Raw genomic sequence first — 22,108 nt, 5'->3', positions numbered from 1 at the left:
GCCTGCGATGGCGGCGTGTCAGCTGGCTCATTTCTGGCTGACCCAGCGCTTTCGCAGGCAAGCCAGCTCCCACATGGACCGAGGTGCTTCAGTTAGATTGCGCTGGCTTTGAGGTCGCGGTGGTCCGCTGGCCTAGTCAGTTGGATCAACACCAATCAACTGTGGGAGCTGGCTTGCCTGCGATGGCGGCTTGTCAGTTGGCTCATTTCTAACTGATCTACCGCTTTCGCAGGCAAGCCAGCTCCCACATGGACCGAGGTGCTTCAGTTAGATTGCAGTGGCTTTGAGGTCGCGGTAGTCCGCTGGCCTAGTCAGGTGGATCAACACCAATCAACTGTGGGAGCTGGCTTGCCTGCGATGGCGGCGTGTCAGCTGGCTCATCTCTAACTGATCTAACGCTTTCGCAGGCAAGCCAGCTCCCACATGGACCGAGGTGCTTCAGTTAGATTGCGCTGGCTTTGAGGTCGCGGTAGCCCGCTGGCCTAGTCAGGTGGATCAACAGCTCCCACATTGACCGAGGTGCTTCAGTTAGATTGCAGTGGCTTTGAGGTCGCGGTAGCTTGCACCCGGATGGTTTGGGGCCAGCCGCGCACCGTCGCCGAATAGCTTTTCGCGCAGGGTGCCCTGGGCGTACTCGGTCTTGTATACGCCGCGCTTTTGCAACTCCGGCACGAGCAGGTCCACGGCGTCGATGAAGGTTTCATGGGTCAGCGCGTAGGCCAGGTTAAAACCATCCACGTCGGTCTCTTCGACCCACTCCTGCAACAGGTCGGCCACGGTTTCCGGGCCGCCCACGAACAACGGGCCAAAGCCGCCGATGCCAACCCAATCGGCCAGTTCATTGGGCGTCCAGACCTTGTTCGGGTCCGCCGTGGAGAAGGCTTCTACCGCCGATTGAATCGCGTTGGTGTGTACATGCTTGAGCGGCTCATCGGGCTTGAACTGGCTGAAGTCGATGCCGGTCCAGCCGGAGATCAGCGCCATTGCGCCCTCGTAGCTGACGTAGGATTTGTATTCGTCAAACTTGGCTTTGGCCTTGGCATCGGTCTCGCCAACGATCACCGTTTGCAAGTTGAAGATCAGGATTTTCTTCGGATCTCGCCCGGCCTCAGCGGCTCGGCGGCGGATGTCGGCGACGGTTTTTTTCAGCAGCACCTTGGACGGTGCAGCCACGAACACGCACTCGGCCTGTTCGGCGGCGAACTGCTTGCCACGGCTGGAGGCCCCGGCCTGGTACAGCACCGGCGTGCGTTGCGGCGACGGTTCGCAGAGGTGAATGCCGGGCACCTGGAAGTGTTTGCCGACGTGGCGGATCTCGTGGATTTTGCTCGGGTCGCTGAAAATGCGACGCTCGCGATCACGCAGCACGGCGCCCTCTTCCCAACTGCCTTCCCAGAGTTTGTAGCAAACCTCCAGGTATTCCTCGGCATAGTCGTAGCGCGCATCGTGTTCGGTCTGGGCTTTCTGACCGAGGTTCTTGGCGCCGCTTTCCAGGTAGGACGTGACGATGTTCCAGCCGACACGCCCTTTGGTCAGGTGGTCGAGGGTCGAGAGCCTGCGGGCGAACGGATACGGATGTTCAAATGACAAAGAAGCGGTCAGGCCAAACCCCAGGTGTTCGGTGACCAACGCCATCGGCGCAATCAGCGACAGCGGGTCGTTGACCGGCACTTGTGCGGCCTGGCGAATCGCCGCGTCGCCATTGCCGTTGTACACTTCGTAGATGCCCAGCACGTCGGCGATAAACAGGCCGTCAAACTTGCCACGCTCAAGAATTTTGGCGAGGTCCGTCCAGTACTCCAGATCCTTGTACTGCCACGAGCGGTCACGCGGGTGCGCCCACAAGCCGGGAGATTGATGGCCTACGCAGTTCATGTCGAAGGCATTCAAGCGGATTTCACGGGACATCAAAGCACTCCGTTGAGGTGGTAGCTGCCGACGATCTGATATTTGCGCCGCAGTGGGTCATCGAGGGTCGACGCCAGCGCGGTACGTTGGCCGGTGAGTTCAAATTCGGCATTACTGGCGGCAATCAAGGCTTCGGCAGCGGCGATTTGTGCTTCGGTCAACGCCACCGGGCTTGGGTGGGTTTCAGCGCGTTCAAACAAGGCGGCGGCTACGTCGACGCGGATCTGCAAGTCGCCAAAGCGGCTGATCACGTACGGGTCATCGCTGGCGTGTACAAACCGTCGGGTACTTTCCAGCAGTTGGCGCGCTTGATTCAGGGCGGTCATGAATAAATATCCTCAGTTCCAGGCGTGGCGCGCAGGCTTCACGCCGTTGAGCACGAAGTTGCCGATCAGGTGGTATTTCCAGCGGGCCGGGTCATGCAGGGTGTGGGTGCGTGCGTTGCGCCAGAAGCGGTCGAGGTTGTGCTTGCCGGTGACCGAGCGGGTGCCGGCCAGTTCGAAGAGTTTGCTGCTGGCGAGCAAGGCGGTTTCGGCCGACAGCACTTTGGCCTGGGCGACCACCAGCGAGGCGTTGGCGACTGTGTCTTCGTTGGGCTCGGCCAGGGCCAGGTCGACAGCCTTGCCGGCCCTGGCAAGGATCGCTTCGGTGCCGTGCACGCGCCATTGCAGATCGCCAATGGCCGCGATGGTGAACGGGTCTTGCCAGCCGTGATCCTGCTGGCTGTCGATCCATGGGCGCGCCTGGCGGGCGTGGATTTTCGCCTGTTCGAGGGCGCCCAGGGCGATGCCGGTGTCGACGGCGGCCTGGATAATCTGCGAGATCGGGCCGTTGGCGGTGGGCTGGTCGAAGGCTTGGTGCGCAGGAATGATCGCGCTAAGGGGCACACTGACGCCGTCGAGGGTCACGCCGCCACTGGCGGTGGTGCGCTGGCCGAAGCCGTCCCAGCTATCAATCACGGTTAGGCCCGGCGCATCGCGTTCGACAAAGGCAATAAACGCCTGGCCGTTCTCGTTGTTGCCGACCGTGGGCACGAGGTGGGCAAACAGCGCGCCGGTGCAGTAGAACTTCTCGCCGTTGATAGAGGCCGTGTCGCCGTCAAAACGAATCTGAGTGTCGAAGGTGCCGGCGTTTTTGCTCTTGGCTTCAGAAAAGGCATTACCGAAACGATAGCCGGCCAGAACCTTGCCGAAATAGTGACGCTTTTGTTCCTCGCTGGCGGTTTGCAGCAGGATGTCCACCACGCCCAGGTGGTTTTGCGGGATTTGCCCCAGCGACGGGTCGGCGGCGGAGATCAACTTGATCACCTCGGCCACCGTTACATAAGACACCTCGGCGCCGCCGTAGGCCTTGGGAATAGTGATGCCCCAGAGGCCGCTGGCAGAAAACTCATCAAGCTCGGCCACCGGCAGGCGCCGCTCGCGGTCGCGCACGCTGGCGTCAACGGCAAACCGCGCGGCCAAGCGCGTCGCGACTTCAATGGCTTCGGCATCCGAGCGGATGATATGGGCAGGTTGTTGAGGGTGGGCTGACATGGGCCGACTCCAGGCTCCGATGGGTTACCGGAGCAATTGCAGGAGTCATGCCTGAATTTAATCGTCAGCAAAATCAGGCGGTTGCTGGCTTTAAGAGGTTGTTGAACGCGTTTCAAACCAACAAAGTGTGCATCCACTGTTGCCAGGCCAACAGTTAGATCACCACGTTACGCACAAACCGCACGGCCACGTCGCCGTCATTGCGATAGCCGTGCACGTTGCGGCTGGCGAACATGTAGAACTCACCGGCCGCCACGTGTTTTTGTTCCTCGCCCACCAGCAAGGTCAGGCAGCCTTCGAACACGAACAGCTGCACGCTCCAGCCGTCCGGGTCGGGGTCGGGGCTGTAGCGATCACCCGGTTCCAGGTGCATCTCCCACAACTCGACTTCACGCCGCGCCGTGGCCTTGGCCAGTAGCACCGCTTTACTGCCGGGGATATCGCCGGCCCAGGCCAGCTCGTTGATGCGGCTGTGATCACCGGCATCCGGGGCCTGGATAAGGTCGCTGAAGGCCACGTCCAAGGCTTCGGCGACGCGGTCCAGCGTGGACAGGCTGACATTCTTCTCGCCCGCCTCGATGGCCACCAGCATGCGCCGGCTGACCCCGGACTTTTCCGAGAGTGCGGTCTGGCTCAGATCCGCAGCATGGCGCAGCCGGCGGACGTTCTGGCTGACGTGTTGCAGGACCGAGGCCCGTTGTGGATTTTCTTTGTGCACTATATTGCTCAATGGGTGGGTGTGCGCAGTATACTGCCCAGCGTGCGGCGCATTGTGCGGTCCGTGCCTTTCCCTTGCAAGACCGAGCCGCCATGACCGCCCCGAACGCCGCCCCACGTTTCAACCGTTTCAGCAAAGCCGAATGCATCCTGGTGGTGATCACCATGATCTGGGGCGGCACGTTTTTGCTCGTGCAACACGCCATGACCGTCAGCGGGCCGATGTTTTTCGTGGGCCTGCGGTTTGCGGCGGCGGCGATTGTGGTGGGGTTCTTTTCGTTGCGCACGTTGCGTGGCCTGACCTTATTCGAGTTGAAAGCCGGCGCATTCATCGGCACCTCGATCATGTTCGGCTACGGCATGCAGACCATTGGCCTGCAGACCATTCCAAGCAGCCAGTCGGCGTTCATTACAGCGCTTTATGTACCTTGCGTACCGCTGTTGCAGTGGCTGGTGCTGGGGCGTCGCCCAGGCCTGATGCCGAGCATTGGCATCATGTTGGCGTTTACCGGGTTGATGCTGCTTACAGGCCCGACGGGTGCCTCTCTGAACTTCAGCCCCGGTGAAATTGCCACACTGATCTGCGCAATCGCGGTGGCCGCCGAAATTATCCTCATTGGCGCCTATGCCGGGCAGGTGGATGTGCGGCGAGTGACCGTGGTGCAACTGGCCACGGCCTCGTTGCTGTCGTTCCTGATGGTGGTGCCGATGGGCGAGGCGCTGCCGGGCTTCTCCTGGTTACTGTTGTTCAGTGCAGTGGGCCTGGGTTTGACCAGTGCGGTGATTCAGGTGGCGATGAACTGGGCGCAGCAGAGTGTTTCGCCAACCCGTGCCACGTTGATCTATGCCGGCGAACCGGTATGGGCCGGCGTGATCGGGCGGATTGCCGGGGAGCGTTTTCCGCCGATTGCGATGGTCGGTGCGGCGTTGATTGTGGCGGCGGTGATTGTGAGTGAGATGAAGACACGCAATCAGCGAGAAGCTGAAAAATCAATCGAACTGGAACAGGAAGCCCCCTGACCCGTCAGGTCCGATCGTTCCCACGCTCTGCGTGGGCATGCATCCTGTGACGCTCCGCGTCACCCTTGCGCAAGGCTCACGGCTGCATAAGCAGTTGGGACGCGGAGCGTCCAGGGCGGCATTCCCACGCAGAGCGTGGGAATGATCAGGCCCGAAACAATGCCAAACGGGAGGTTTCGGCCTACCTTGTAGGATCCTGCCACATCTTGCCGTTTGGTGATCGAGAAAGCGGCACGTATGATGCATCCCAAACTCCCGCAGATTAGAAGCCTATGTCCCTGATAGTTCTACTGCTTCTGCCTTTTATCGGCAGCTGTCTGGCGGCCTTGCTGCCGCATAATGCACGTAACACCGAATCCCTGTTGGCCGGCCTTGTGGCCCTGGTCGGCACCATTCAAGTCGCTTTGCTCTACCCTCAGATCGCCCACGGTGGCGTGATCCGCGAAGAATTCATGTGGTTGCCCAGCCTCGGGCTCAACTTCGTGCTGCGCATGGACGGGTTTGCCTGGTTGTTCTCGATGCTGGTGCTGGGCATCGGCACACTGGTGGCGCTGTATGCGCGCTATTACATGTCGCCGGATGACCCGGTGCCGCGCTTCTTTGCGTTTTTCCTGGCGTTTATGGGCGCCATGCTCGGGCTGGTGATCTCCGGCAACCTGATCCAGATCGTGTTCTTCTGGGAACTGACCAGCCTGTTCTCGTTCCTGCTGATCGGCTATTGGCACCACCGCGCCGATGCCAGGCGCGGCGCCTATATGGCGCTGATGGTCACCGGCGCCGGCGGCTTGTGCCTGCTGGCGGGTGTGATGCTGCTGGGGCATATCGTCGGCAGCTATGACCTGGACCTGGTGCTGGCGGCGGGCGATCAGATTCGCGCGCATTCGCTGTACCCGGTGATGCTCGCGTTGGTGCTGATCGGCGCCTTGAGCAAGAGCGCGCAGTTCCCTTTCCACTTCTGGCTGCCCCACGCCATGGCGGCACCCACGCCGGTTTCGGCCTACCTGCACTCGGCGACGATGGTGAAGGCCGGCGTGTTCCTGCTGGCCCGCCTGTGGCCGTCGCTGTCCGGCAGCGAAGAATGGTTCTGGATCGTCGGCGGTGCCGGCGCACTCACCCTCCTCCTCGGCGCTTACTGCGCCATGTTTCAGAATGATCTCAAGGGCCTGCTGGCCTATTCCACCATCAGCCACCTCGGGCTGATCACCTTGCTGCTGGGCCTCAACAGCCCGCTGGCCGCCGTCGCTGCGGTGTTCCATATCCTCAACCACGCCACTTTCAAGGCCTCGCTGTTCATGGCCGCCGGCATCATCGACCACGAAAGCGGCACGCGGGATATCCGCAAGCTCAGTGGCCTGGTGCGGCTGATCCCGTTTACTGCGACCCTGGCGATGGTGGCCAGTGCGTCCATGGCCGGCGTGCCGTTGCTCAATGGTTTCCTGTCCAAAGAGATGTTCTTCGCCGAAACGGTATTTATCTCGGCGACAAAGTGGGTAGAAATCGCCCTGCCGGTGATCGCGACCATCGCCGGTACGTTCAGCGTGGCCTATGCCCTGCGCTTTACCGTCGACGTGTTCTTCGGCCCGCCCGCGACCGACCTGCCCCACACACCCCACGAGCCACCGCGCTGGATGCGCGCGCCGGTGGAGCTGCTGGTGTTTACCTGCCTGCTGGTGGGCATCTTCCCGGCCCAGGTGGTCGGTTCGATCCTCGCCGCCGCTGCACTGCCGGTGGTCGGCGGGGTACTGCCCGAATACAGCCTGGCCATCTGGCACGGCTGGAACGCGCCGATGATCATGAGCCTGGTGGCCATGTCCGGCGGCATCGTGCTGTACCTGCTGCTGCGCAAACAGCTCAAACGTGGCCGTTTCAAATACCCGCCGATCATCAGTTACTTCAACGGCAAGCGCATGTTCGAGCGCAGCCTGGTGGTGATGATGCGCGGCGTGCGCCGTATCGAAAAACGCATCAGCACCAAACGCCTGCAAACCCAATTGTTCCTGCTGGTGCTGGCGGCGGTGGTTGCCGGGTTGATCCCGATGCTCAACAGCGGCCTCAGTTGGGGCGACCGGCCGAAGATCCCCGGCTCCATCGTGTTCGTGACCCTGTGGTTGCTGGCCATCGCCTGTGCGCTGGGCGCCGCCTGGCAAGCCAAGTACCACCGGCTGGCAGCCCTGACCATGGTCAGTGTGTGCGGCATGGTCACCTGCGTGACCTTCGTGTGGTTCTCGGCGCCGGACCTGGCCCTGACGCAACTGGTGGTCGAAGTGGTCACCACCGTGCTGATTTTGCTGGGCCTGCGTTGGTTGCCACGACGGATCGAAGAAGTCTCGCCACTGCCGAGCTCGTTGCGCAAGGCGCGCATCCGTCGCCTGCGCGACTTCCTGTTGTCCACCGTGGTCGGTGGCGGCATGGCGCTGCTCTCCTACGCAATGCTGACCCGCCAGACGCCCAACGATATCTCCTCGTTTTACCTGAGCCGCGCGCTGCCCGAAGGCGGCGGCAGCAATGTGGTGAACGTGATGCTGGTGGACTTCCGCGGCTTTGATACCTTGGGCGAAATCACCGTGCTCGGCGCCGTGGCGCTGACCGTCTACGCCCTGCTGCGCCGCTTCCGCCCGTCCAAGGAAAGCATGGAGTTGCCGCCACAACAGCGCCAATTGGCGCCGGACGTGGCCACCGACCTGGTCAACCCGCGCCAGGCCAGCGATACCGCCCTGGGCTTTATGATGGTGCCGGCGGTACTGGTGCGCCTGCTGCTGCCGATTGCGCTGGTGGTGTCGTTCTACCTGTTCATGCGCGGCCACAACCAGCCGGGCGGCGGTTTCGTCGCAGGGTTGGTGATGTCGGTGGCGTTTATCCTGCAATACATGGTCGCCGGCACCCAATGGGTCGAAGCGCAGATGAGCCTGAGGCCGATGCGCTGGATGGGCTTCGGCCTGCTTTCGGCCACCTTGACCGGGCTCGGCGCGCTGTTCGTCGGTTACCCGTTCCTCACCACCCACACCTGGCACTTCAGCCTGCCGCTGCTGGGCGATATCCACATTGCCAGCGCGTTGTTCTTCGACGTTGGCGTGTACGCCATGGTCGTCGGCTCCACGCTGTTGATGCTCACCGCCCTCGGTCACCAGTCGGTGCGAGCGCATAAACCGAGCAACCAGCCCAAGGCCGTTGCCGCAACCGAAGGAGCCGCCTGATGGAAGAAGTCATCGCAATTGCCATTGGAGTGCTGGCGGCCTCCGGCGTCTGGTTGATCCTGCGCCCACGAACGTTCCAGGTCGTCATGGGCCTGTGCCTGCTGTCGTATGGGGTCAACCTGTTCATCTTCAGCATGGGCAGCCTGTTTATCGGTAAAGAGCCGATCATCAAGGACGGCGTGCCGCAAGACCTGCTCAACTACACCGATCCGCTGCCCCAGGCCCTGGTACTCACGGCCATCGTGATCAGCTTCGCCATGACGGCCTTGTTTCTGGTGGTGCTGCTGGCCTCCCGTGGGCTGACCGGCACTGACCATGTGGACGGTCGGGAGCCAAAGGAATGACGTGGATGAATCAAATGATCGTCGCGCCGATCCTGCTGCCGTTGCTGACCGCCGCGCTGATGCTGATGCTCGGCGAAAAACGCCGCCCGTTGAAAGCCAGGATCAACCTGTTCTCCAGCATCATCGGCCTGGGTGTCGCCATCCTGCTGCTGTACTGGACGCAACAAGGCGGCCCCGGTTCGATTGGCGTGTACCTGCCGGGCAACTGGCAGGTGCCCTTCGGCATTGTGCTGGTGGTGGACCAACTGTCGGCGATGATGCTGGTGCTCACCGGCATTATCGGTGTGAGCGCGCTGCTGTTCGCCATGGCCCGTTGGGATCGCGCCGGCACCAGTTTCCACGCGCTGTTCCAGATCCAGCTGATGGGTTTGTACGGTGCATTCCTGACGGCGGACCTGTTCAACCTGTTCGTGTTCTTCGAGGTGCTGCTGGCGGCGTCCTATGGCTTGATGCTGCACGGCTCCGGCCGCGCGCGGGTGTCGTCGGGGCTGCATTACATTGCGATCAACCTGTTGGCGTCGTCGCTGTTCCTGATTGGCGCGGCGATGATCTACGGGGTCACCGGCACGCTGAACTTTGCTGACCTGGCGCTGAAAATCCCGCTGGTACCGCAAGCCGATCGCGGCCTGTTGCATGCTGGCGCGGCGATCCTCGCCACTGCATTCCTGGCCAAGGCCGGCATGTGGCCACTGAACTTCTGGCTGGCACCCGCCTACTCCTCGGCCAGCGCACCGGTGGCGGCGATGTTTGCGATCATGACCAAGGTCGGCGTGTACACCGTGCTGCGTCTGTGGACCTTGCTGTTCTCCGGGCAAGCCGGTGCATCGGCGCTGTTTGGCGGCGACTGGCTGGTGTACGGCGGCATGGCGACCATCGTCTGCGCGGCGCTGGCCATGGTGGCTGCGCAGCGCCTGGAGCGGATGGCCAGCCTGAGCATCCTGGTGTCGGCCGGGATCCTGCTGTCGTCGGTGGGCTTTGCCCAGCCAAGCCTGACCGCCGGGGCGCTGTTCTATCTGGTCAGCTCGACCCTGGCGCTGAGCGCGCTGTTCCTGCTGGCCGAGCTGATCGAGCGTTCGCGCTCGGCCAATGATCTGCCGCTGGATGAAGAAATCGACGCGCTGCCCAAAGCCATGGAGTCGTTGCACCCACGTCCCGGCGTCAACCTGGATGACGAGCAGAAAGCCGTGGTCGGCCAGGTGATCCCCTGGACCATGGCCTTCCTGGGCTTGAGCTTTATCGCCTGCGCACTGCTGATTATTGGCATGCCGCCGTTGTCCGGGTTTATTGGCAAGCTCAGCCTGTTGAGCGCGCTGGTCAACCCAATGGGCCTGGGTAACGCGGTGGATGAGCCGATCCGCCCGGCAGCCTGGGGTTTAGTGGCGCTGTTGATCTTGTCGGGCCTGGCTTCGCTGATCGCCTTCGCCCGCCTTGGCATCCAGCGCTTCTGGACACCGGAGGAGCGCCCATCGCCGCTGCTGCGCCGCTACGAGTGTGTGCCGATCTTCTTCCTGCTCGGCCTGAGCATTCTCCTGACCTTCAAGGCCGAACCGCTGATGCGCTACACCCAGGCCACGGCCGAGAGCCTGAATAACCCGGAGCATTACGTGATGGCGGTGATGGCCACGCGCCCGGTGCTGAGCCCTGAATCCAGAGCCGCCGCCCTGGAGGTGCAGCCATGAAGCGCCTGTTCCCTGCCCCGTGGCTATCGCTGGCATTGTGGGTGCTGTGGCTGGTGTTGAACCTGTCGGTCAGCCCCGGCAACCTGTTGCTGGGCGCGGTGCTGGGCTTTCTCGCGCCGCTGCTGATGGCGCCGCTGCGCCCGCTGCCGGTGCGCATTCGCCGCCCCGGCATCATCATTCGCTTGTTCTTCGTGGTGGGTCGCGACGTGATCGTGTCCAACCTGCAAGTGGCCTGGGGCGTACTGACGTGCGGATCCCGCCCGCCGCGTTCACGTTTTATCAAAATCCCGCTCGACCTGCGTGACCCCAACGGCCTGGCCGTACTGTCGATGATCACCAGCGTGACGCCTGGCACAGTGTGGTCGGAACTGGCCCTGGACCGCAGCATCCTGCTGCTGCACGTGTTCGACCTGGACGATGAAGCACCGTTTATCGAGCACTTCAAACGCGCCTACGAGCGGCCCCTGATGGAGATCTTCGAATGAGCCCCCTGCTCTCCAATGCAATCCTGGTCAGCCTGTTCCTGTTCTCGCTGGCGATGGTGCTGACGCTGGTGCGCCTGTTCAAAGGCCCGTCCGCGCAAGACCGGGTTCTGGCGCTGGACTACCTGTACATCCTGGCGATGCTGATGATGCTGGTGCTCGGCATTCGTTATGCCAGTGACACCTACTTTGAAGCGGCGCTGCTGATTGCGCTGTTTGGCTTTGTCGGGTCGTTCGCCCTGGCGAAATTCCTGCTGCGTGGCGAGGTGATTGAATGATGCCGTTATGGGTTGAAGTGATCGTGGCCGTGTTGCTGGTGCTCAGCAGCCTGTTTGCGCTGATTGGCGCGATCGGGTTGTTGCGCATGAAGGACTTCTTCCAGCGCATGCACCCACCGGCACTGGCCTCCACACTGGGCGCGTGGTGCGTGGCGCTGGCGTCGATTATCTACTTTTCGGTGCTCAAGTCCGGGCCGGTGCTGCACGGTTGGTTGATTCCGATTTTGTTGGCGATCACGGTGCCTGTTACCACACTGCTGTTGGCGCGCACGGCGCTGTTTCGCAAGCGCATGGCCGGTGATGATGTGCCTGCCGAGGTCAGCAGCCGCCGCTGATTGATCTGTGGGAGCTGGCTTGCCTGCGATAGCGGTGTATCAGTCAATGTTGCTGTGACTGATAGGCCCCCATCGCAGGCAAGCCAGCTCCCACATTGGTTTTTGCGTCAGGCGAACGAGCGGATGTGCGTCGCCAACGCTGCCAGTTCCCCATCATCGGCCCGCACAAAATCGTGGGATGAGATGTAACCCTCATACGCCGCAAAAAACTTGTCGACTTTGGAGCTGATGGGCTTGAACGCGCTGTCCTGCCCCGTGCCGTGCATGGGAAACAGCTTCGCATGCAGATGGTCCACGCCGTAGCCTTCGAGCATCATCCCCGTGCGCGCCACGTCGGGAAACGCCCGATCAATCAGCAGTGCGGTTTTCTTGGTCGCCACAATCAACGCGGACAACACCGCATCCGACTGCGCGAACGCGTAGCTGCCGTAATGCTGTTTGGGGATCACCACGCTGAAACCAGGCGTATTGGGGAAGATCGACAGGAACGCCATATGCTGGTCGTCTTCCCAGAGGATATGGGCCGGGGACGTCTTGCGGACAATGCTGCAGAAAATACAATCCATTCAAATCACCGTCAGTTTCAGTGTGCGAGCCGAGCCTCCAAAGGTAAGGCAAAAATGTCGCGCCCCAGTTAAAGATTAAATAATCCATAAATAGCTTGGCGCATTGGAATTGGCCTGATACGGTTTAGTGGATTTATTAATCCACTAAAAACAGGCACACCCATGACCGCTCATCTCGCACGTTTTACTGACAAAGTCGCCCTGGTAACCGGCGGCTCCCGTGGCATCGGCGAAGCCATCGTACGGCGCCTGGCGGCTGAAGGCGCGGCAGTGGCCTTCACCTATTCCGCGTCGGCTGACAAGGCGCAGGCACTGGTCGGCCAGATTCAAAGCCAAGGCGGCACAGCCCTGGCCATTCAGGCGGACAGCGCCGATGTGGTGGCGATTGCCCGAGCCGTGACCACTACCGTTGCGCATTTCGGCACGCTGAATATCCTGGTTAACAATGCCGGGATCTTGCAGCTCGGCAGCGTGGACGAATTCAGCCTGGAAGACTTCGACCGCATGTTCGCCGTGAATGTACGCGCGACATTCGCCGCCGCGAAAGCCGCGTCAGCAGTGATGCGCAGTGGTGACAGGATCATCAGCGTGGGCAGCGTCGTAGCGCAGCGCTCAGCCTTTCCGGGCTCCAGCGTCTATAGCATGACGAAGGCGGCGATCGCCGGTATGATCCGCGGCCTGGCGATTGATTTTGCCCCGCGCGGCATCACCGTCAATAACGTCCAGCCCGGCCCGACCAGCACTGACATGAACCCGGCAGACGCGCCGCATGCCGACCTGATCAAAAGCCTGGTGCCCTTGGGCCGTACAGGCACGGCTGACGAAATCGCCGGCATGGTCGCCTACCTCGCGTCTGAAGAAGCTGCCTTTGTGACCGGCGCCAGCCTGAGCATCGACGGTGGCTACCTGGCCTGACCCTTCACTTTCCAGAGGTACCCCATGGCAAGACCCCGAGCCTTCGACCGCGACCAGGTGCTGCAACACGCCATCCGCGTATTTTGCGACAAGGGTTTTGCCGCCGCCTCAACCGAAGAACTGATGCAGGCCATGGGGCTGAGCCGCCAGAGCATGTACAACACCTTTGGCGACAAACGCCAGTTGTACCTGCAGGCCATGGCCGAGTATCAGCGCACGGGCGTCGACGACCTGATCGAGCGTCTGGGCCAAGGCCCGACACCGCTGCAAGGCCTGCACGACACCCTGAACTCCTTCGCCACCCGCGCCCTTCGCGAAGGCACGGCCGGGTGCATGGGCGTCAATGCGATCTGCGAATTCGGCCAGGAGGATGAGCAAATCAATCAGCTCACCGCCCACAGCGCCGGGCGTTTGCGCAGTGCATTCGAACAAACCTTGGGGCGCGCGCAGGAACAGGGCGAGCTTGCGCCGGGCATCGATCTGCCGGGCGCCTGCGATTTCCTGATGGCCACCCTCAGCGGCATGAAGGTCGCCGGCAAGGGCGGCGCTACCGTCGAGCAATTGGCCAACATCGCGGGGTTCGCAATTCGCGCACTGGGCGCCAATGCGTAATTAGAGGATTGGCGCGCCAAACCGGTTCAAGCGCGGCATCCAATGATCGAGTATCTGAGCTGACGCCAGCACATGATGCGCGTGCCCAATCAACAAGCGGCGTGGCACAAAGCCGATGTAGCGCGAGTCATCGCTGTTGTCGCGGTTGTCACCCAGCATGAAATAACTGTCGGCCGGCACAGTGACCGGGCCGAAAGTTCGCAATGCCCGAACCGTGGGCATGAACTGAATGCTGCGCTGACTGTTGCTCGCATGCTCGATCAGCTTGATACCCGGCACTGTCTGGCCTGGCACGATCGGTTCGCTGATGTCCTGGCCATCACTGTAGGTAGCCGGCGTGCCGTTAACCCACAGCACTTCATCTTTCATTTCCAGGGTATCGCCGGGAATGCCGACGATGCGTTTGATCAAGCGCATGCCGTCCTTGGGTGACGAGAAAGTCACCACATCGCCGCGCTTAGGGTCATCCAGCTTGGCCAGGGATATATCCGTAAGCGGCAACTTGAGGTCATACGCCACGCGGTTGACCAGCACCACATCGCCCTCAAGCAACGTCGGGCGCATCGACCCGGATGGGATGGGGTTCCAGTCGGCCAGGGAGGTGCGGAACACGCCGAAGCACAGCCAGAAAAGGATGACGTAACGGTAGCGGCTCAACCAACTTCGCATACAGCCTCGCACTAAAAAAGCGGCGCAGACAGCCGCCGGAAAACCCAGGGTAACATTTGGCAATACTCGCTTATTACACCGGAGGATTAAATTAACATTAGCGTTACAGCCCACATTGATCGTCCCCACGCTCTGCGTGGGAATGCATCCCTTGACGCTCCGCGTCACCTTGCACAGGGCTTGAGGTGTTTGCCAAAAGCAGGACGCAGAGCGTCCAGGGCGGCGTTCCCACGCAGAGCGTGGGAACGAGCCACGCTTGCACAATAAAAAACGCCCCGAACCAGTCGGGGCGTTTTTTATTCAGGATTTACCGATCAAGCCTGATCAGCCAACCGCCACGTCGTGCCGCCCTTCCCGTCTTCCAACACCACACCCATCGCGGTCAGTTGGTCACGGATACGGTCGGACTCCGCCCAGTCTTTGCCTGCACGGGCAGCCAGGCGCGCTTGAATCAACGCGTCTACTTCAGCGGCATCTACACGCCCTTCGGCGCCGGCTTGCAGGAAGTCATCGGCTTCCATCTGCAGTACACCCAACACGCTGGCCAGCTCTTTCAAGCGCGCAGCAAGACCAGCGGCTGCATCAAGATCACTCTCACGCAGACGGTTGATCTCACGCACCATCTCGAACAGCACCGCGCAGGCTTCCGGCGTGCCGAAGTCGTCGTTCATGACCTCGGTAAAGCGTGCCACGAAGGCTTCGCCGCCGGCCGGCGCCACGGCAGGCAGGCCTTTCAACGCATGGTAGAAACGCTCCAGGGCGCCTTTGGCGTCCTTGAGGTTGTCTTCCGAGTAGTTGATGGCGCTGCGGTAGTGGCTCGACACCAGCAGGTAGCGCACCACTTCCGGGTGGTACTTTTCCAGCACATCGCGGATGGTGAAGAAGTTGTTCAAGGACTTGGACATCTTCTCGCCATTGATGCGGATCATGCCGCAATGCATCCAGGCGTTGGCGTAGGTCTTGCCGGTGGCGGCTTCGCTTTGGGCGATTTCGTTTTCGTGGTGCGGGAACTCAAGGTCGCTGCCGCCGCCATGAATATCGAAGGTCTCGCCCAGGCAGCAGGTGGACATCACCGAGCATTCGATGTGCCAGCCCGGACGGCCAGCGCCCCATGGCGACTCCCAGCTCGGCTCGCCGGGCTTGGTGCCTTTCCACAGCACGAAGTCCAGTGGATCCTGCTTGGCTTCGTCGACTTCGATACGTGCGCCGATGCGCAGGTCTTCGATTTTCTTGCGCGACAGCTTGCCGTAGCCCATGAACTTCGCGACGCGGTAGTACACGTCGCCATTGCCTGGGGCGTAGGCGTAACCCTTGTCGATCAGGGTCTGGATCATGCTCAACATGCCCGGAATGTGATCCGTGGCGCGCGGCTCCATGTCCGGTTTGAGGATGTTCAGACGCGCTTCATCCTCGTGCATCGCGGTGATCATGCGCTCGGTCAGCACATCGAACGGTTCGCCGTTCTCGCGCGCCCGGTTGATGATCTTGTCTTCGATGTCGGTGATGTTGCGCACATAGGTCAAGTCATAGCCGCTGAAACGCAACCAACGGGTCACCAGGTCGAAGGCAACCATGCTGCGGCCGTGGCCGATGTGGCAGTAGTCGTACACGGTCATGCCGCACACGTACATGCGCACCTTGTTGCCGTCCAGCGGCTTGAAGACTTCTTTGGTCTTGCTGAGTGTGTTGTAGATCGTTAGCACAACGGCTTCCTTAGAGAATCACTGGCCCCACGAATCACGCAAGGTCACGGTACGGTTGAAGACCGGATGACCAGGTTTGGAGTCCTTGATATCCGCGCAGAAGTAACCTTCGCGCTCGAACTGGAAACGGTCTTCCGGCTGTGCGTCGCCAAGCGATGGCTCGGCACGACAACCCGTGAGAACTTGCAGGGAGTCAGGGTTGATGTTGTCCAGGAAGCTGGCGCTGTCTTCAGCCTTCTCAGGGTTCGGCGAACGGAACAGACGATCGTACAGGCGCACTTCGCACTCGATGCTGGCAGCAGCCGGCACCCAGTGAACGACGCCTTTGACCTTGCGGCCTTCAGGGTTCTTGCCCAGGGTTTCCGGGTCGTAGGAGCATCGCAGTTCGACGATGTTGCCATCGGCGTCCTTGATCGCTTCATCGGCACGGATCACGTAGCTGCCGCGCAGGCGCACTTCGCCGTTAGGCTCCAGGCGCTTGTAGCCTTTCGGCGGCTCTTCCATGAAGTCATCACGGTCGATGTAGATTTCACGCGCGAACGGCAGCTTGCGCACGCCAAGTTCTTCTTTCTGCGGGTGACGCGGCAGTTCGAGGTGGTCGACCTTGTCTTCCGGATAGTTGGTGATCACGACTTTCAACGGGCGCAATACGCACATGGCACGCGGCGCGTTGGCGTCCAGGTCCTGACGGATGCTGAACTCGAGCATGCCGTAATCGACCACGCCGTCGGAGCGGTTGGTGCCGACCATGTCGCAGAAGCTGCGGATCGACGCCGGGGTGTAGCCGCGACGGCGGAAACCCGACAGGGTGGACATGCGCGGGTCATCCCAGCCATGCACGTGCTTTTCGTCCACCAACTGCTTGAGCTTGCGCTTGCTGGTGATGGTGTAGTTCAGGTTCAGGCGGCTGAACTCGTACTGACGCGGGTGCGCCGGAACCGGCAGGCTGTCGAGGAACCACTCATACAGCGGGCGATGGCTTTCGAACTCCAGGGTGCAGATGGAGTGGGTGATGCCTTCGATGGCGTCCGACTGACCGTGGGTGAAGTCATAGTTCGGGTAGATGCACCACTTGTCACCGGTCTGGTGGTGATGGGCGTGGCGGATGCGGTACATGATCGGGTCGCGCAGGTTCATGTTCGGCGAGGCCATGTCGATCTTGGCGCGCAGCACGCGGGCGCCGTCCGGGAACTCACCGGCGCGCATGCGGTTGAACCAGTCGAGGTTCTCTTCTACCGAACGGTCACGGAACGGGCTGTTCTTGCCCGGCTCGGTCAGCGTGCCACGGTATTCCTTGGCCTGCTCCGGGGTCAGGTCGTCGACGTAGGCCTTGCCGGCCTTGATCAGCTCGACGGCCCAGTCGAACAACTGGTCGAAATACTTGGACGCATAGCGCACTTCACCGGACCATTCGAAGCCCAGCCACTTGATGTCGCTTTCGATGGCGTCGATGTATTCCTGGTCTTCCTTGGCCGGGTTGGTGTCGTCGAAACGCAGGTGCGTGACGCCACCGAACTCCTGGGCCAGGCCGAAGTTCACACAGATCGACTTGGCGTGACCGATGTGCAGGTAGCCGTTGGGCTCTGGCGGGAAGCGGGTGACGATCTGCGTGTGCTTGCCCGAATCCAGGTCCGCCTGGATGATCGGGCGCAGGAAATTGACCGGGACGGCAGGTCCGGCCTTGGAATTCGAGGTAGGGTCGACAGTGGGCTTGCTCATAGGATCCTTGAACAGACAGGTTCGTGGCCGGTTGGGGCCAGATAAAACAAAGGCGATATCATAGCCGATGCTGTCAAGTACCTGACAGAGCAGCACCGAAAACTGCTGCATTTAATGCACCGGCGGTAAAAAACCACCTCGAAATTCCTGCCGGGCACGCTAAACTGCGCGCCTTGGCACACATTTAGCCAAACCGGTAGCGGCGCCTTGGCGTCCAAACCCACGAATTCCCTGAAAAGAGTAGTGAACATGACTCAAGTCAAACTGACCACCAACCACGGTGACATCGTCATCGAGCTGAACGCCGAGAAAGCGCCGATCACCGTCGCCAACTTCATCGAGTACGTGAACGCCGGCCACTACGAAAACACCGTTTTCCACCGTGTCATCGGCAACTTCATGATCCAGGGCGGCGGTTTCGAGCCAGGCATGAAAGAAAAGAAAGACAAGCGTCCAAGCATCCAGAACGAAGCGGACAACGGCCTTTCCAACGACAAGTACACCGTCGCCATGGCCCGTACCATGGAGCCGCATTCGGCCTCCGCGCAGTTCTTCATCAACGTCGCCGACAACGCCTTCCTCAACCACAGCGGCAAGAACGTGCAGGGCTGGGGCTACGCGGTATTCGGTAAAGTCACCGAAGGCCAGGACGTGGTCGACAAGATCAAAGGCGTGTCCACCACCTCCAAGGCCGGTCACCAGGACGTTCCAGCAGAAGACGTGATCGTCCAGAAAGCCGAGATCGTTGGGTGATATTGCTGATTTCAGACTTGCATCTGGAAGAGGAGCGCCCGGATATCACCCGGGCGTTTCTGGATCTGCTCCACGGCCGCGCCCGTGGCGCCCAGGCGTTGTACATTCTGGGGGACTTCTTTGAAGCCTGGATTGGCGACGATGGGATGACCGCCTTCCAGCGTTCCATCTGCGAGGCTTTACGCGAGCTGAGCGACAGCGGCACCCCGATTTTTATCATGCATGGCAACCGCGATTTCCTGATCGGTAAAGCGTTCTGCAAAGCCGCAGGCGCTACCTTGCTCAAGGACCCGAGTGTCGTGCAGTTACATGGCGAGCCCGTGCTGTTGATGCACGGAGACAGCCTCTGCACCCGCGACATCGGCTACATGAAGCTGCGGCGCATCCTGCGTAACCCGATTGTCTTGTTCATCCTGCGGCACCTGCCCTTGCGCACCCGCCACAAGCTGGCGCGCAAGCTGCGCAGCGAGAGCCGTGCGCAAACGCGTATGAAAACCAACGATATTGTCGATGTGACGCCCGAGGAAGTGCCACGGGTGATGCAGCAGTTCGGTGTACGCACTCTGGTCCACGGCCATACGCACCGCCCGGCCATTCATAAACTGCAGATTGGTGACCAGGCGGCCAAGCGTATTGTGCTGGGGGATTGGGACAAGCAGGGTTGGGCCTTGCAGGTGGATGAGCAAGGGTTTGCGCTGGCGGCGTTTGACTTCGTCAACCCACAGTTGGCGTTGCCCGGCGCATAACCCTGAGACACAGAACGCTGGCTTGTGTGGGGTTTGACTTGTGTGGGAGCTGGCTTGTGTGGGAGCTGGCTTGCCTGCGATGCAGGCACCTCGGTACATCAGGTACACCGAGCTGATGCTATCGCAGGCAAGCCAGCTCCCACACAAAACCAGCTCCCACATTTGATTGCATTTCAAACGTTGCCGATCAATGACCGGAAGCCTCCGGCCCGGCCTTCGCGCCAAACGGCGGCTTGGCCAGCCACACCAGCAACATCAAGCCCATGAACATCCACCCCAGCAACGTGAAGTAATCCACGGTGGACATCATGTACGCCTGGCTGGTGAGGATCTGGTCCAACTGCGCATAGGCCTTGTGCCCTGCTCCGCCTAGCGCCTGCAACGCATCGCGGGTGGCGGAGTCGTAGGTGGTCATGTTCTCGCTCATGTACGCGTGGTGCTGATCGGCGCGGCGAATCCAGATCCAGGTGGTCAGCGATGCCGCAAAGCTACCGCCCAGGGTCCGCAGGAAGGTCGCAAGACCCGCGCCGTCGGCGATTTGCGCCGGCGGCAAGTCGGACATCAGGATGCTCAAGGTCGGCATAAAGAACAACGCCACGCCGATCCCCATGAACAACTGCACCAAAGCGATATGGGTGAAATCCACCTGATTGGTAAAGCCTGCGCGCATAAAGCAGCTCAAGCCAATCGCCAGGAACGCCAGGCCCGCCAGCAAGCGCAAATCGAACTTGTGCGCATACTTGCCCACAAAGGGTGACATCAGCACCGGCAAAATACCGATCGGCGCGACCGCCAGGCCGGCCCAGGTGGCGGTGTAGCCCATCTGGGTTTGCAGCCATTGCGGCAGGATCAGGTTGATCCCGAAGAAGCCCGCATAGCCCAGGATCAACACGATGGTGCCGATACGGAAGTTGCGGTAGGCAAACAACCGCAGGTTGACCACCGGGTGCTTGTCGGTCAGCTCCCAGATGATGAACACCGCCAGGGCAATCACCGAAATCGCCGCACCGATGATGATGAAGTTGGATTCGAACCAGTCCAGGTCATTGCCCTTGTCGAGGATGATCTGCAAAGCGCCGACACCAACGATCAGGCTCAACAACCCGACGTAATCCATCGGCTGGTAACTGGTGACAACCGGGCGTTTCTTCAATTGCGAACGCACCACCATCACCGCAAAGATGCCGATGGGCACGTTGATAAAGAAGATCCACGGCCAGCTGTAGCTGTCGGTGATCCAGCCGCCGAGGATGGGGCCGGCAATCGGCGCCACCACCGTAACCATCGCCAGTAACGCCAGGGCCATGCCGCGCCTGGCCGGTGGGTAAACCGCGATCAGTAACGTCTGGGTCATCGGGTACAACGGCCCGGCGACCAGGCCTTGCAGCACCCGAAAGCCAATCAGCTCGGGCATCGAGGTGGAAATACCACAGAGGAACGACGCCAATACAAACAGGATGGTCGCCCACAAAAACAGCTTCACCTCGCCAAACCGGCGGCTCAGCCAGCCGGTGAGCGGCAAGGCAATGGCGTTGCTCACCGCAAACGAGGTGATCACCCAGGTGCCCTGCTCCGAACTCACGCCCAGGTTGCCGGAAATGGTCGGCAACGCCACGTTGGCGATGGTGGTGTCGAGCACCTGCATAAAGGTCGCCAGCGACAGGCCAATAGTGGCCATCAGCAAGCTTGGCGGCGTAAAGGACGCGGGGGCGTTAGCGCTCATCAGCGTTGCACAGCCTTGGGTGCGGCGAGGCTATTGTCATGGATCAACTGCGTGATCATGGCATCGGCTTCGGCCAGTTGGCGGTCATACACGTTGGTGGTGAACGAGGCCTTTTGCGGTGCCTGTTGCGCCAGCACCGGGCCGCTTTGGTCGTGCAGGTCGACGTTGACCACAGTGCTCAAGCCCACCCGCAGCGGGTTCTTGGCCAACTCGTCGGCGTTGATGTGGATGCGCACTGGCACCCGTTGCACGATCTTGATCCAGTTGCCGGTGGCATTCTGCGCAGGCAGCAGGGCAAACGCGCTGCCGGTGCCGGCGCCGAGGCTGTCGACGGTGCCGCTGAATTTCACGTCACTGCCATAGATGTCCGCTTCGATGTCCACCGGCTGGCCAATGCGCATATCGCGCAGCTGGGTTTCCTTGAAGTTGGCGTCGATCCACAACTGGTCCAGCGGGATCACCGCCATCAACGCGGTGCCGGGTTGCACGCGCTGGCCCAGTTGCACGGTGCGCTTGGCCACGTAGCCGGTGACCGGTGCGATCAAGGTGCTGCGCGCGTTGGTCAGGTAGGCCTGACGCAGTTGCGCGGCGGCGGCTTGCACATCCGGGTGGGACGAAATCACCGTGTCATCCACCAAGGCATTGGTGGTTTTCAGTTGCTGCTCAAGGTTGGTCAGGGCGTTCTTGGCGGCGGTCAGGTTGTCACGGGCATGGGACAGTTCCTCCTGGGAGATCGCACCGCCCTGGGCCAGCGTCTTACGGCGGTTGAAGTTGTCCTGGGCGGTTTGCACGTCAGCTTTCTGTGCGTTGACCTGGGCTTTCATGCCATCGACATTGCTGTACAAACCACGCACCTGGCGCACGGTGCGGGCCAGGTTGGCCTGGGCACTTTGCAGGCCGACGGCGGCGTCATTCGGGTCGAAGTTGATCAGAACCTGGCCTTCGTGGACCAGGTCGCCGTCGTCGGCGCCGATACTGACCACGGTGCCGGTGACCAGCGGGGTGATTTCCACCACGTTGCCGTTCACATAGGCGTCGTCGGTGCTTTCATTGAAGCGCCCGTAGAACTCATACCAGCCCCACACGCCGACCACGCCAAGAATGACGATCAGCGCCAGGCCGATCAGCATGACTTTGCGTTTGCGCGGGTTGTTATCGGGCTTTTCAGTTGCGTTGCTGTTTTCGGCAGTGGCCATGACAAATACCTCAA

Annotated in this window: 21 protein-coding genes; 11 read left to right on the top strand and 10 right to left on the bottom strand. The window is 61.1% G+C overall.

All coding sequences use genetic code 11. The features are described from left to right. Window positions 1-528: 528 nt before the first annotated feature. The 4 genes from HBO41_RS25655 to HBO41_RS25640 all read right to left on the bottom strand — a co-directional run bounded on the left by HBO41_RS25655 (window position 529) and on the right by HBO41_RS25640 (window position 4,161). On the bottom strand, window positions 529-1,908 hold the full coding sequence (locus HBO41_RS25655) for an LLM class flavin-dependent oxidoreductase (RefSeq protein ID WP_169988208.1): 1,380 nt from the start codon (window positions 1,906-1,908) through the stop codon (window positions 529-531). Beyond that, window positions 1,908-2,234, bottom strand: a complete 327-nt coding sequence (locus HBO41_RS25650; RefSeq protein WP_099550536.1) for an acyl-CoA dehydrogenase — start codon at window positions 2,232-2,234, stop codon at window positions 1,908-1,910. Before HBO41_RS25650 ends, HBO41_RS25655 begins: the two co-directional genes overlap by 1 nt. A 12-nt stretch (window positions 2,235-2,246) precedes the next feature. Next, a complete protein-coding gene (locus HBO41_RS25645; RefSeq protein WP_169988207.1) occupies window positions 2,247-3,443 on the bottom strand; it encodes an SfnB family sulfur acquisition oxidoreductase in 1,197 nt (398 codons plus the stop codon). 154 nt (window positions 3,444-3,597) lie between these two features. Further along, complete coding sequence (locus HBO41_RS25640; protein WP_099550538.1) at window positions 3,598-4,161, bottom strand: helix-turn-helix domain-containing protein; 564 nt, start codon at window positions 4,159-4,161, stop codon at window positions 3,598-3,600. 92 nt (window positions 4,162-4,253) lie between these two features. Between HBO41_RS25640 and HBO41_RS25635 the strand changes: the two genes are divergently transcribed. The 7 genes from HBO41_RS25635 (at window position 4,254) to HBO41_RS25605 (ending at window position 11,492) form a co-directional block, all read left to right on the top strand. Further along, complete coding sequence (locus HBO41_RS25635) at window positions 4,254-5,180, top strand: DMT family transporter (RefSeq protein WP_017137541.1); 927 nt, start codon at window positions 4,254-4,256, stop codon at window positions 5,178-5,180. A 272-nt stretch (window positions 5,181-5,452) separates the two neighbouring features. Next, window positions 5,453-8,374: a monovalent cation/H+ antiporter subunit A gene (locus HBO41_RS25630; protein ID WP_017137540.1), complete on the top strand. Its 2,922-nt coding sequence runs from the start codon at window positions 5,453-5,455 to the stop codon at window positions 8,372-8,374. Beyond that, complete coding sequence (locus HBO41_RS25625) at window positions 8,374-8,718, top strand: Na+/H+ antiporter subunit C (protein ID WP_003192163.1); 345 nt, start codon at window positions 8,374-8,376, stop codon at window positions 8,716-8,718. The genes HBO41_RS25630 and HBO41_RS25625 overlap by 1 nt, the downstream gene beginning before the upstream one ends. Next, the gene (locus tag HBO41_RS25620; RefSeq protein WP_017137539.1) at window positions 8,715-10,397 is read left to right on the top strand and encodes a monovalent cation/H+ antiporter subunit D; all 1,683 of its coding nucleotides are present in this window, start codon (window positions 8,715-8,717) and stop codon (window positions 10,395-10,397) included. Before HBO41_RS25625 ends, HBO41_RS25620 begins: the two co-directional genes overlap by 4 nt. Beyond that, window positions 10,394-10,882: a Na+/H+ antiporter subunit E gene (locus HBO41_RS25615; RefSeq protein ID WP_017137538.1), complete on the top strand. Its 489-nt coding sequence runs from the start codon at window positions 10,394-10,396 to the stop codon at window positions 10,880-10,882. The genes HBO41_RS25620 and HBO41_RS25615 overlap by 4 nt, the downstream gene beginning before the upstream one ends. Further along, the gene (locus HBO41_RS25610) at window positions 10,879-11,157 is read left to right on the top strand and encodes a K+/H+ antiporter subunit F (protein WP_017137537.1); all 279 of its coding nucleotides are present in this window, start codon (window positions 10,879-10,881) and stop codon (window positions 11,155-11,157) included. The genes HBO41_RS25615 and HBO41_RS25610 overlap by 4 nt, the downstream gene beginning before the upstream one ends. Then, a complete protein-coding gene (locus tag HBO41_RS25605; protein ID WP_017137536.1) occupies window positions 11,154-11,492 on the top strand; it encodes a Na+/H+ antiporter subunit G in 339 nt (112 codons plus the stop codon). Before HBO41_RS25610 ends, HBO41_RS25605 begins: the two co-directional genes overlap by 4 nt. 107 nt (window positions 11,493-11,599) lie before the next feature. Here the strand turns inward: HBO41_RS25605 and HBO41_RS25600 are convergent, their stop codons facing one another. Beyond that, on the bottom strand, window positions 11,600-12,058 hold the full coding sequence (locus HBO41_RS25600; protein WP_017134689.1) for an HIT family protein: 459 nt from the start codon (window positions 12,056-12,058) through the stop codon (window positions 11,600-11,602). A gap of 162 nt (window positions 12,059-12,220) precedes the next feature. On the opposite strand from HBO41_RS25600, the gene HBO41_RS25595 reads away from it, so the two are divergent. Then, window positions 12,221-12,973, top strand: a complete 753-nt coding sequence (locus HBO41_RS25595) for a 3-oxoacyl-ACP reductase family protein (protein WP_017134690.1) — start codon at window positions 12,221-12,223, stop codon at window positions 12,971-12,973. A 24-nt stretch (window positions 12,974-12,997) separates the two neighbouring features. Further along, entirely contained in the window at window positions 12,998-13,585 is a 588-nt protein-coding gene (locus HBO41_RS25590) for a TetR/AcrR family transcriptional regulator (RefSeq protein ID WP_169988206.1), read from the top strand. On the opposite strand, the gene lepB is transcribed toward HBO41_RS25590, so the two are convergent. The 3 genes from lepB to HBO41_RS25570 all read right to left on the bottom strand — a co-directional run bounded on the left by lepB (window position 13,586) and on the right by HBO41_RS25570 (window position 17,676). Continuing rightward, window positions 13,586-14,254, bottom strand: a complete 669-nt coding sequence (gene lepB, locus HBO41_RS25585; protein ID WP_169988205.1) for a signal peptidase I — start codon at window positions 14,252-14,254, stop codon at window positions 13,586-13,588. It abuts the gene before it with no gap. Between the two features lie 314 nt (window positions 14,255-14,568). Beyond that, window positions 14,569-15,957: a cysteine--tRNA ligase gene (gene cysS / locus HBO41_RS25575; RefSeq protein WP_017134693.1), complete on the bottom strand. Its 1,389-nt coding sequence runs from the start codon at window positions 15,955-15,957 to the stop codon at window positions 14,569-14,571. Window positions 15,958-15,975: 18 nt separating this feature from the next. Then, entirely contained in the window at window positions 15,976-17,676 is a 1,701-nt protein-coding gene (locus tag HBO41_RS25570) for a glutamine--tRNA ligase/YqeY domain fusion protein (protein WP_026013499.1), read from the bottom strand. Window positions 17,677-17,925: 249 nt separating this feature from the next. On the opposite strand from HBO41_RS25570, the gene HBO41_RS25565 reads away from it, so the two are divergent. After that, window positions 17,926-18,429 (top strand): peptidylprolyl isomerase, encoded by a 504-nt coding sequence (locus HBO41_RS25565; RefSeq protein ID WP_017134695.1) that lies wholly within the window; start codon window positions 17,926-17,928, stop codon window positions 18,427-18,429. Beyond that, window positions 18,426-19,175 (top strand): UDP-2,3-diacylglucosamine diphosphatase, encoded by a 750-nt coding sequence (gene lpxH / locus HBO41_RS25560; RefSeq protein WP_017134696.1) that lies wholly within the window; start codon window positions 18,426-18,428, stop codon window positions 19,173-19,175. The genes HBO41_RS25565 and lpxH overlap by 4 nt, the downstream gene beginning before the upstream one ends. Before the next feature lie 187 nt (window positions 19,176-19,362). Here the strand turns inward: lpxH and HBO41_RS25555 are convergent, their stop codons facing one another. Continuing rightward, on the bottom strand, window positions 19,363-20,898 hold the full coding sequence (locus tag HBO41_RS25555; protein ID WP_017134697.1) for a DHA2 family efflux MFS transporter permease subunit: 1,536 nt from the start codon (window positions 20,896-20,898) through the stop codon (window positions 19,363-19,365). Next, entirely contained in the window at window positions 20,898-22,094 is a 1,197-nt protein-coding gene (locus tag HBO41_RS25550) for an efflux RND transporter periplasmic adaptor subunit (protein WP_017134698.1), read from the bottom strand. The genes HBO41_RS25555 and HBO41_RS25550 overlap by 1 nt, the downstream gene beginning before the upstream one ends. Window positions 22,095-22,108 lie beyond the last annotated feature (14 nt).

Source organism: Pseudomonas sp. WS 5146 (genome assembly GCF_012985495.1).
GTDB lineage: Bacteria > Pseudomonadota > Gammaproteobacteria > Pseudomonadales > Pseudomonadaceae > Aquipseudomonas > Aquipseudomonas edaphica.
This window is presented reverse-complemented; position numbering and strand designations above follow the sequence as displayed.

What these genes read in the sequence shown, in the direction of transcription:
- HBO41_RS25655 (WP_169988208.1), bottom strand. Translation starts at nt 1,908, where the DNA reads ATGTCCCGTGAAATCCGCTTGAATGCCTTCGACATGAACTGCGTAGGC.
- HBO41_RS25650 (WP_099550536.1), bottom strand. Translation starts at nt 2,234, where the DNA reads ATGACCGCCCTGAATCAAGCGCGCCAACTGCTGGAAAGTACCCGACGG.
- HBO41_RS25645 (WP_169988207.1), bottom strand. Translation starts at nt 3,443, where the DNA reads ATGTCAGCCCACCCTCAACAACCTGCCCATATCATCCGCTCGGATGCC.
- HBO41_RS25635 (WP_017137541.1), top strand. Translation starts at nt 4,254, where the DNA reads ATGACCGCCCCGAACGCCGCCCCACGTTTCAACCGTTTCAGCAAAGCC.
- HBO41_RS25630 (WP_017137540.1), top strand. Translation starts at nt 5,453, where the DNA reads ATGTCCCTGATAGTTCTACTGCTTCTGCCTTTTATCGGCAGCTGTCTG.
- HBO41_RS25625 (WP_003192163.1), top strand. Translation starts at nt 8,374, where the DNA reads ATGGAAGAAGTCATCGCAATTGCCATTGGAGTGCTGGCGGCCTCCGGC.
- HBO41_RS25620 (WP_017137539.1), top strand. Translation starts at nt 8,715, where the DNA reads ATGACGTGGATGAATCAAATGATCGTCGCGCCGATCCTGCTGCCGTTG.
- HBO41_RS25615 (WP_017137538.1), top strand. Translation starts at nt 10,394, where the DNA reads ATGAAGCGCCTGTTCCCTGCCCCGTGGCTATCGCTGGCATTGTGGGTG.
- HBO41_RS25610 (WP_017137537.1), top strand. Translation starts at nt 10,879, where the DNA reads ATGAGCCCCCTGCTCTCCAATGCAATCCTGGTCAGCCTGTTCCTGTTC.
- HBO41_RS25605 (WP_017137536.1), top strand. Translation starts at nt 11,154, where the DNA reads ATGATGCCGTTATGGGTTGAAGTGATCGTGGCCGTGTTGCTGGTGCTC.
- HBO41_RS25600 (WP_017134689.1), bottom strand. Translation starts at nt 12,058, where the DNA reads ATGGATTGTATTTTCTGCAGCATTGTCCGCAAGACGTCCCCGGCCCAT.
- HBO41_RS25595 (WP_017134690.1), top strand. Translation starts at nt 12,221, where the DNA reads ATGACCGCTCATCTCGCACGTTTTACTGACAAAGTCGCCCTGGTAACC.
- HBO41_RS25590 (WP_169988206.1), top strand. Translation starts at nt 12,998, where the DNA reads ATGGCAAGACCCCGAGCCTTCGACCGCGACCAGGTGCTGCAACACGCC.
- lepB (WP_169988205.1), bottom strand. Translation starts at nt 14,254, where the DNA reads ATGCGAAGTTGGTTGAGCCGCTACCGTTACGTCATCCTTTTCTGGCTG.
- HBO41_RS25570 (WP_026013499.1), bottom strand. Translation starts at nt 17,676, where the DNA reads ATGAGCAAGCCCACTGTCGACCCTACCTCGAATTCCAAGGCCGGACCT.
- HBO41_RS25565 (WP_017134695.1), top strand. Translation starts at nt 17,926, where the DNA reads ATGACTCAAGTCAAACTGACCACCAACCACGGTGACATCGTCATCGAG.
- HBO41_RS25555 (WP_017134697.1), bottom strand. Translation starts at nt 20,898, where the DNA reads ATGAGCGCTAACGCCCCCGCGTCCTTTACGCCGCCAAGCTTGCTGATG.
- HBO41_RS25550 (WP_017134698.1), bottom strand. Translation starts at nt 22,094, where the DNA reads ATGGCCACTGCCGAAAACAGCAACGCAACTGAAAAGCCCGATAACAAC.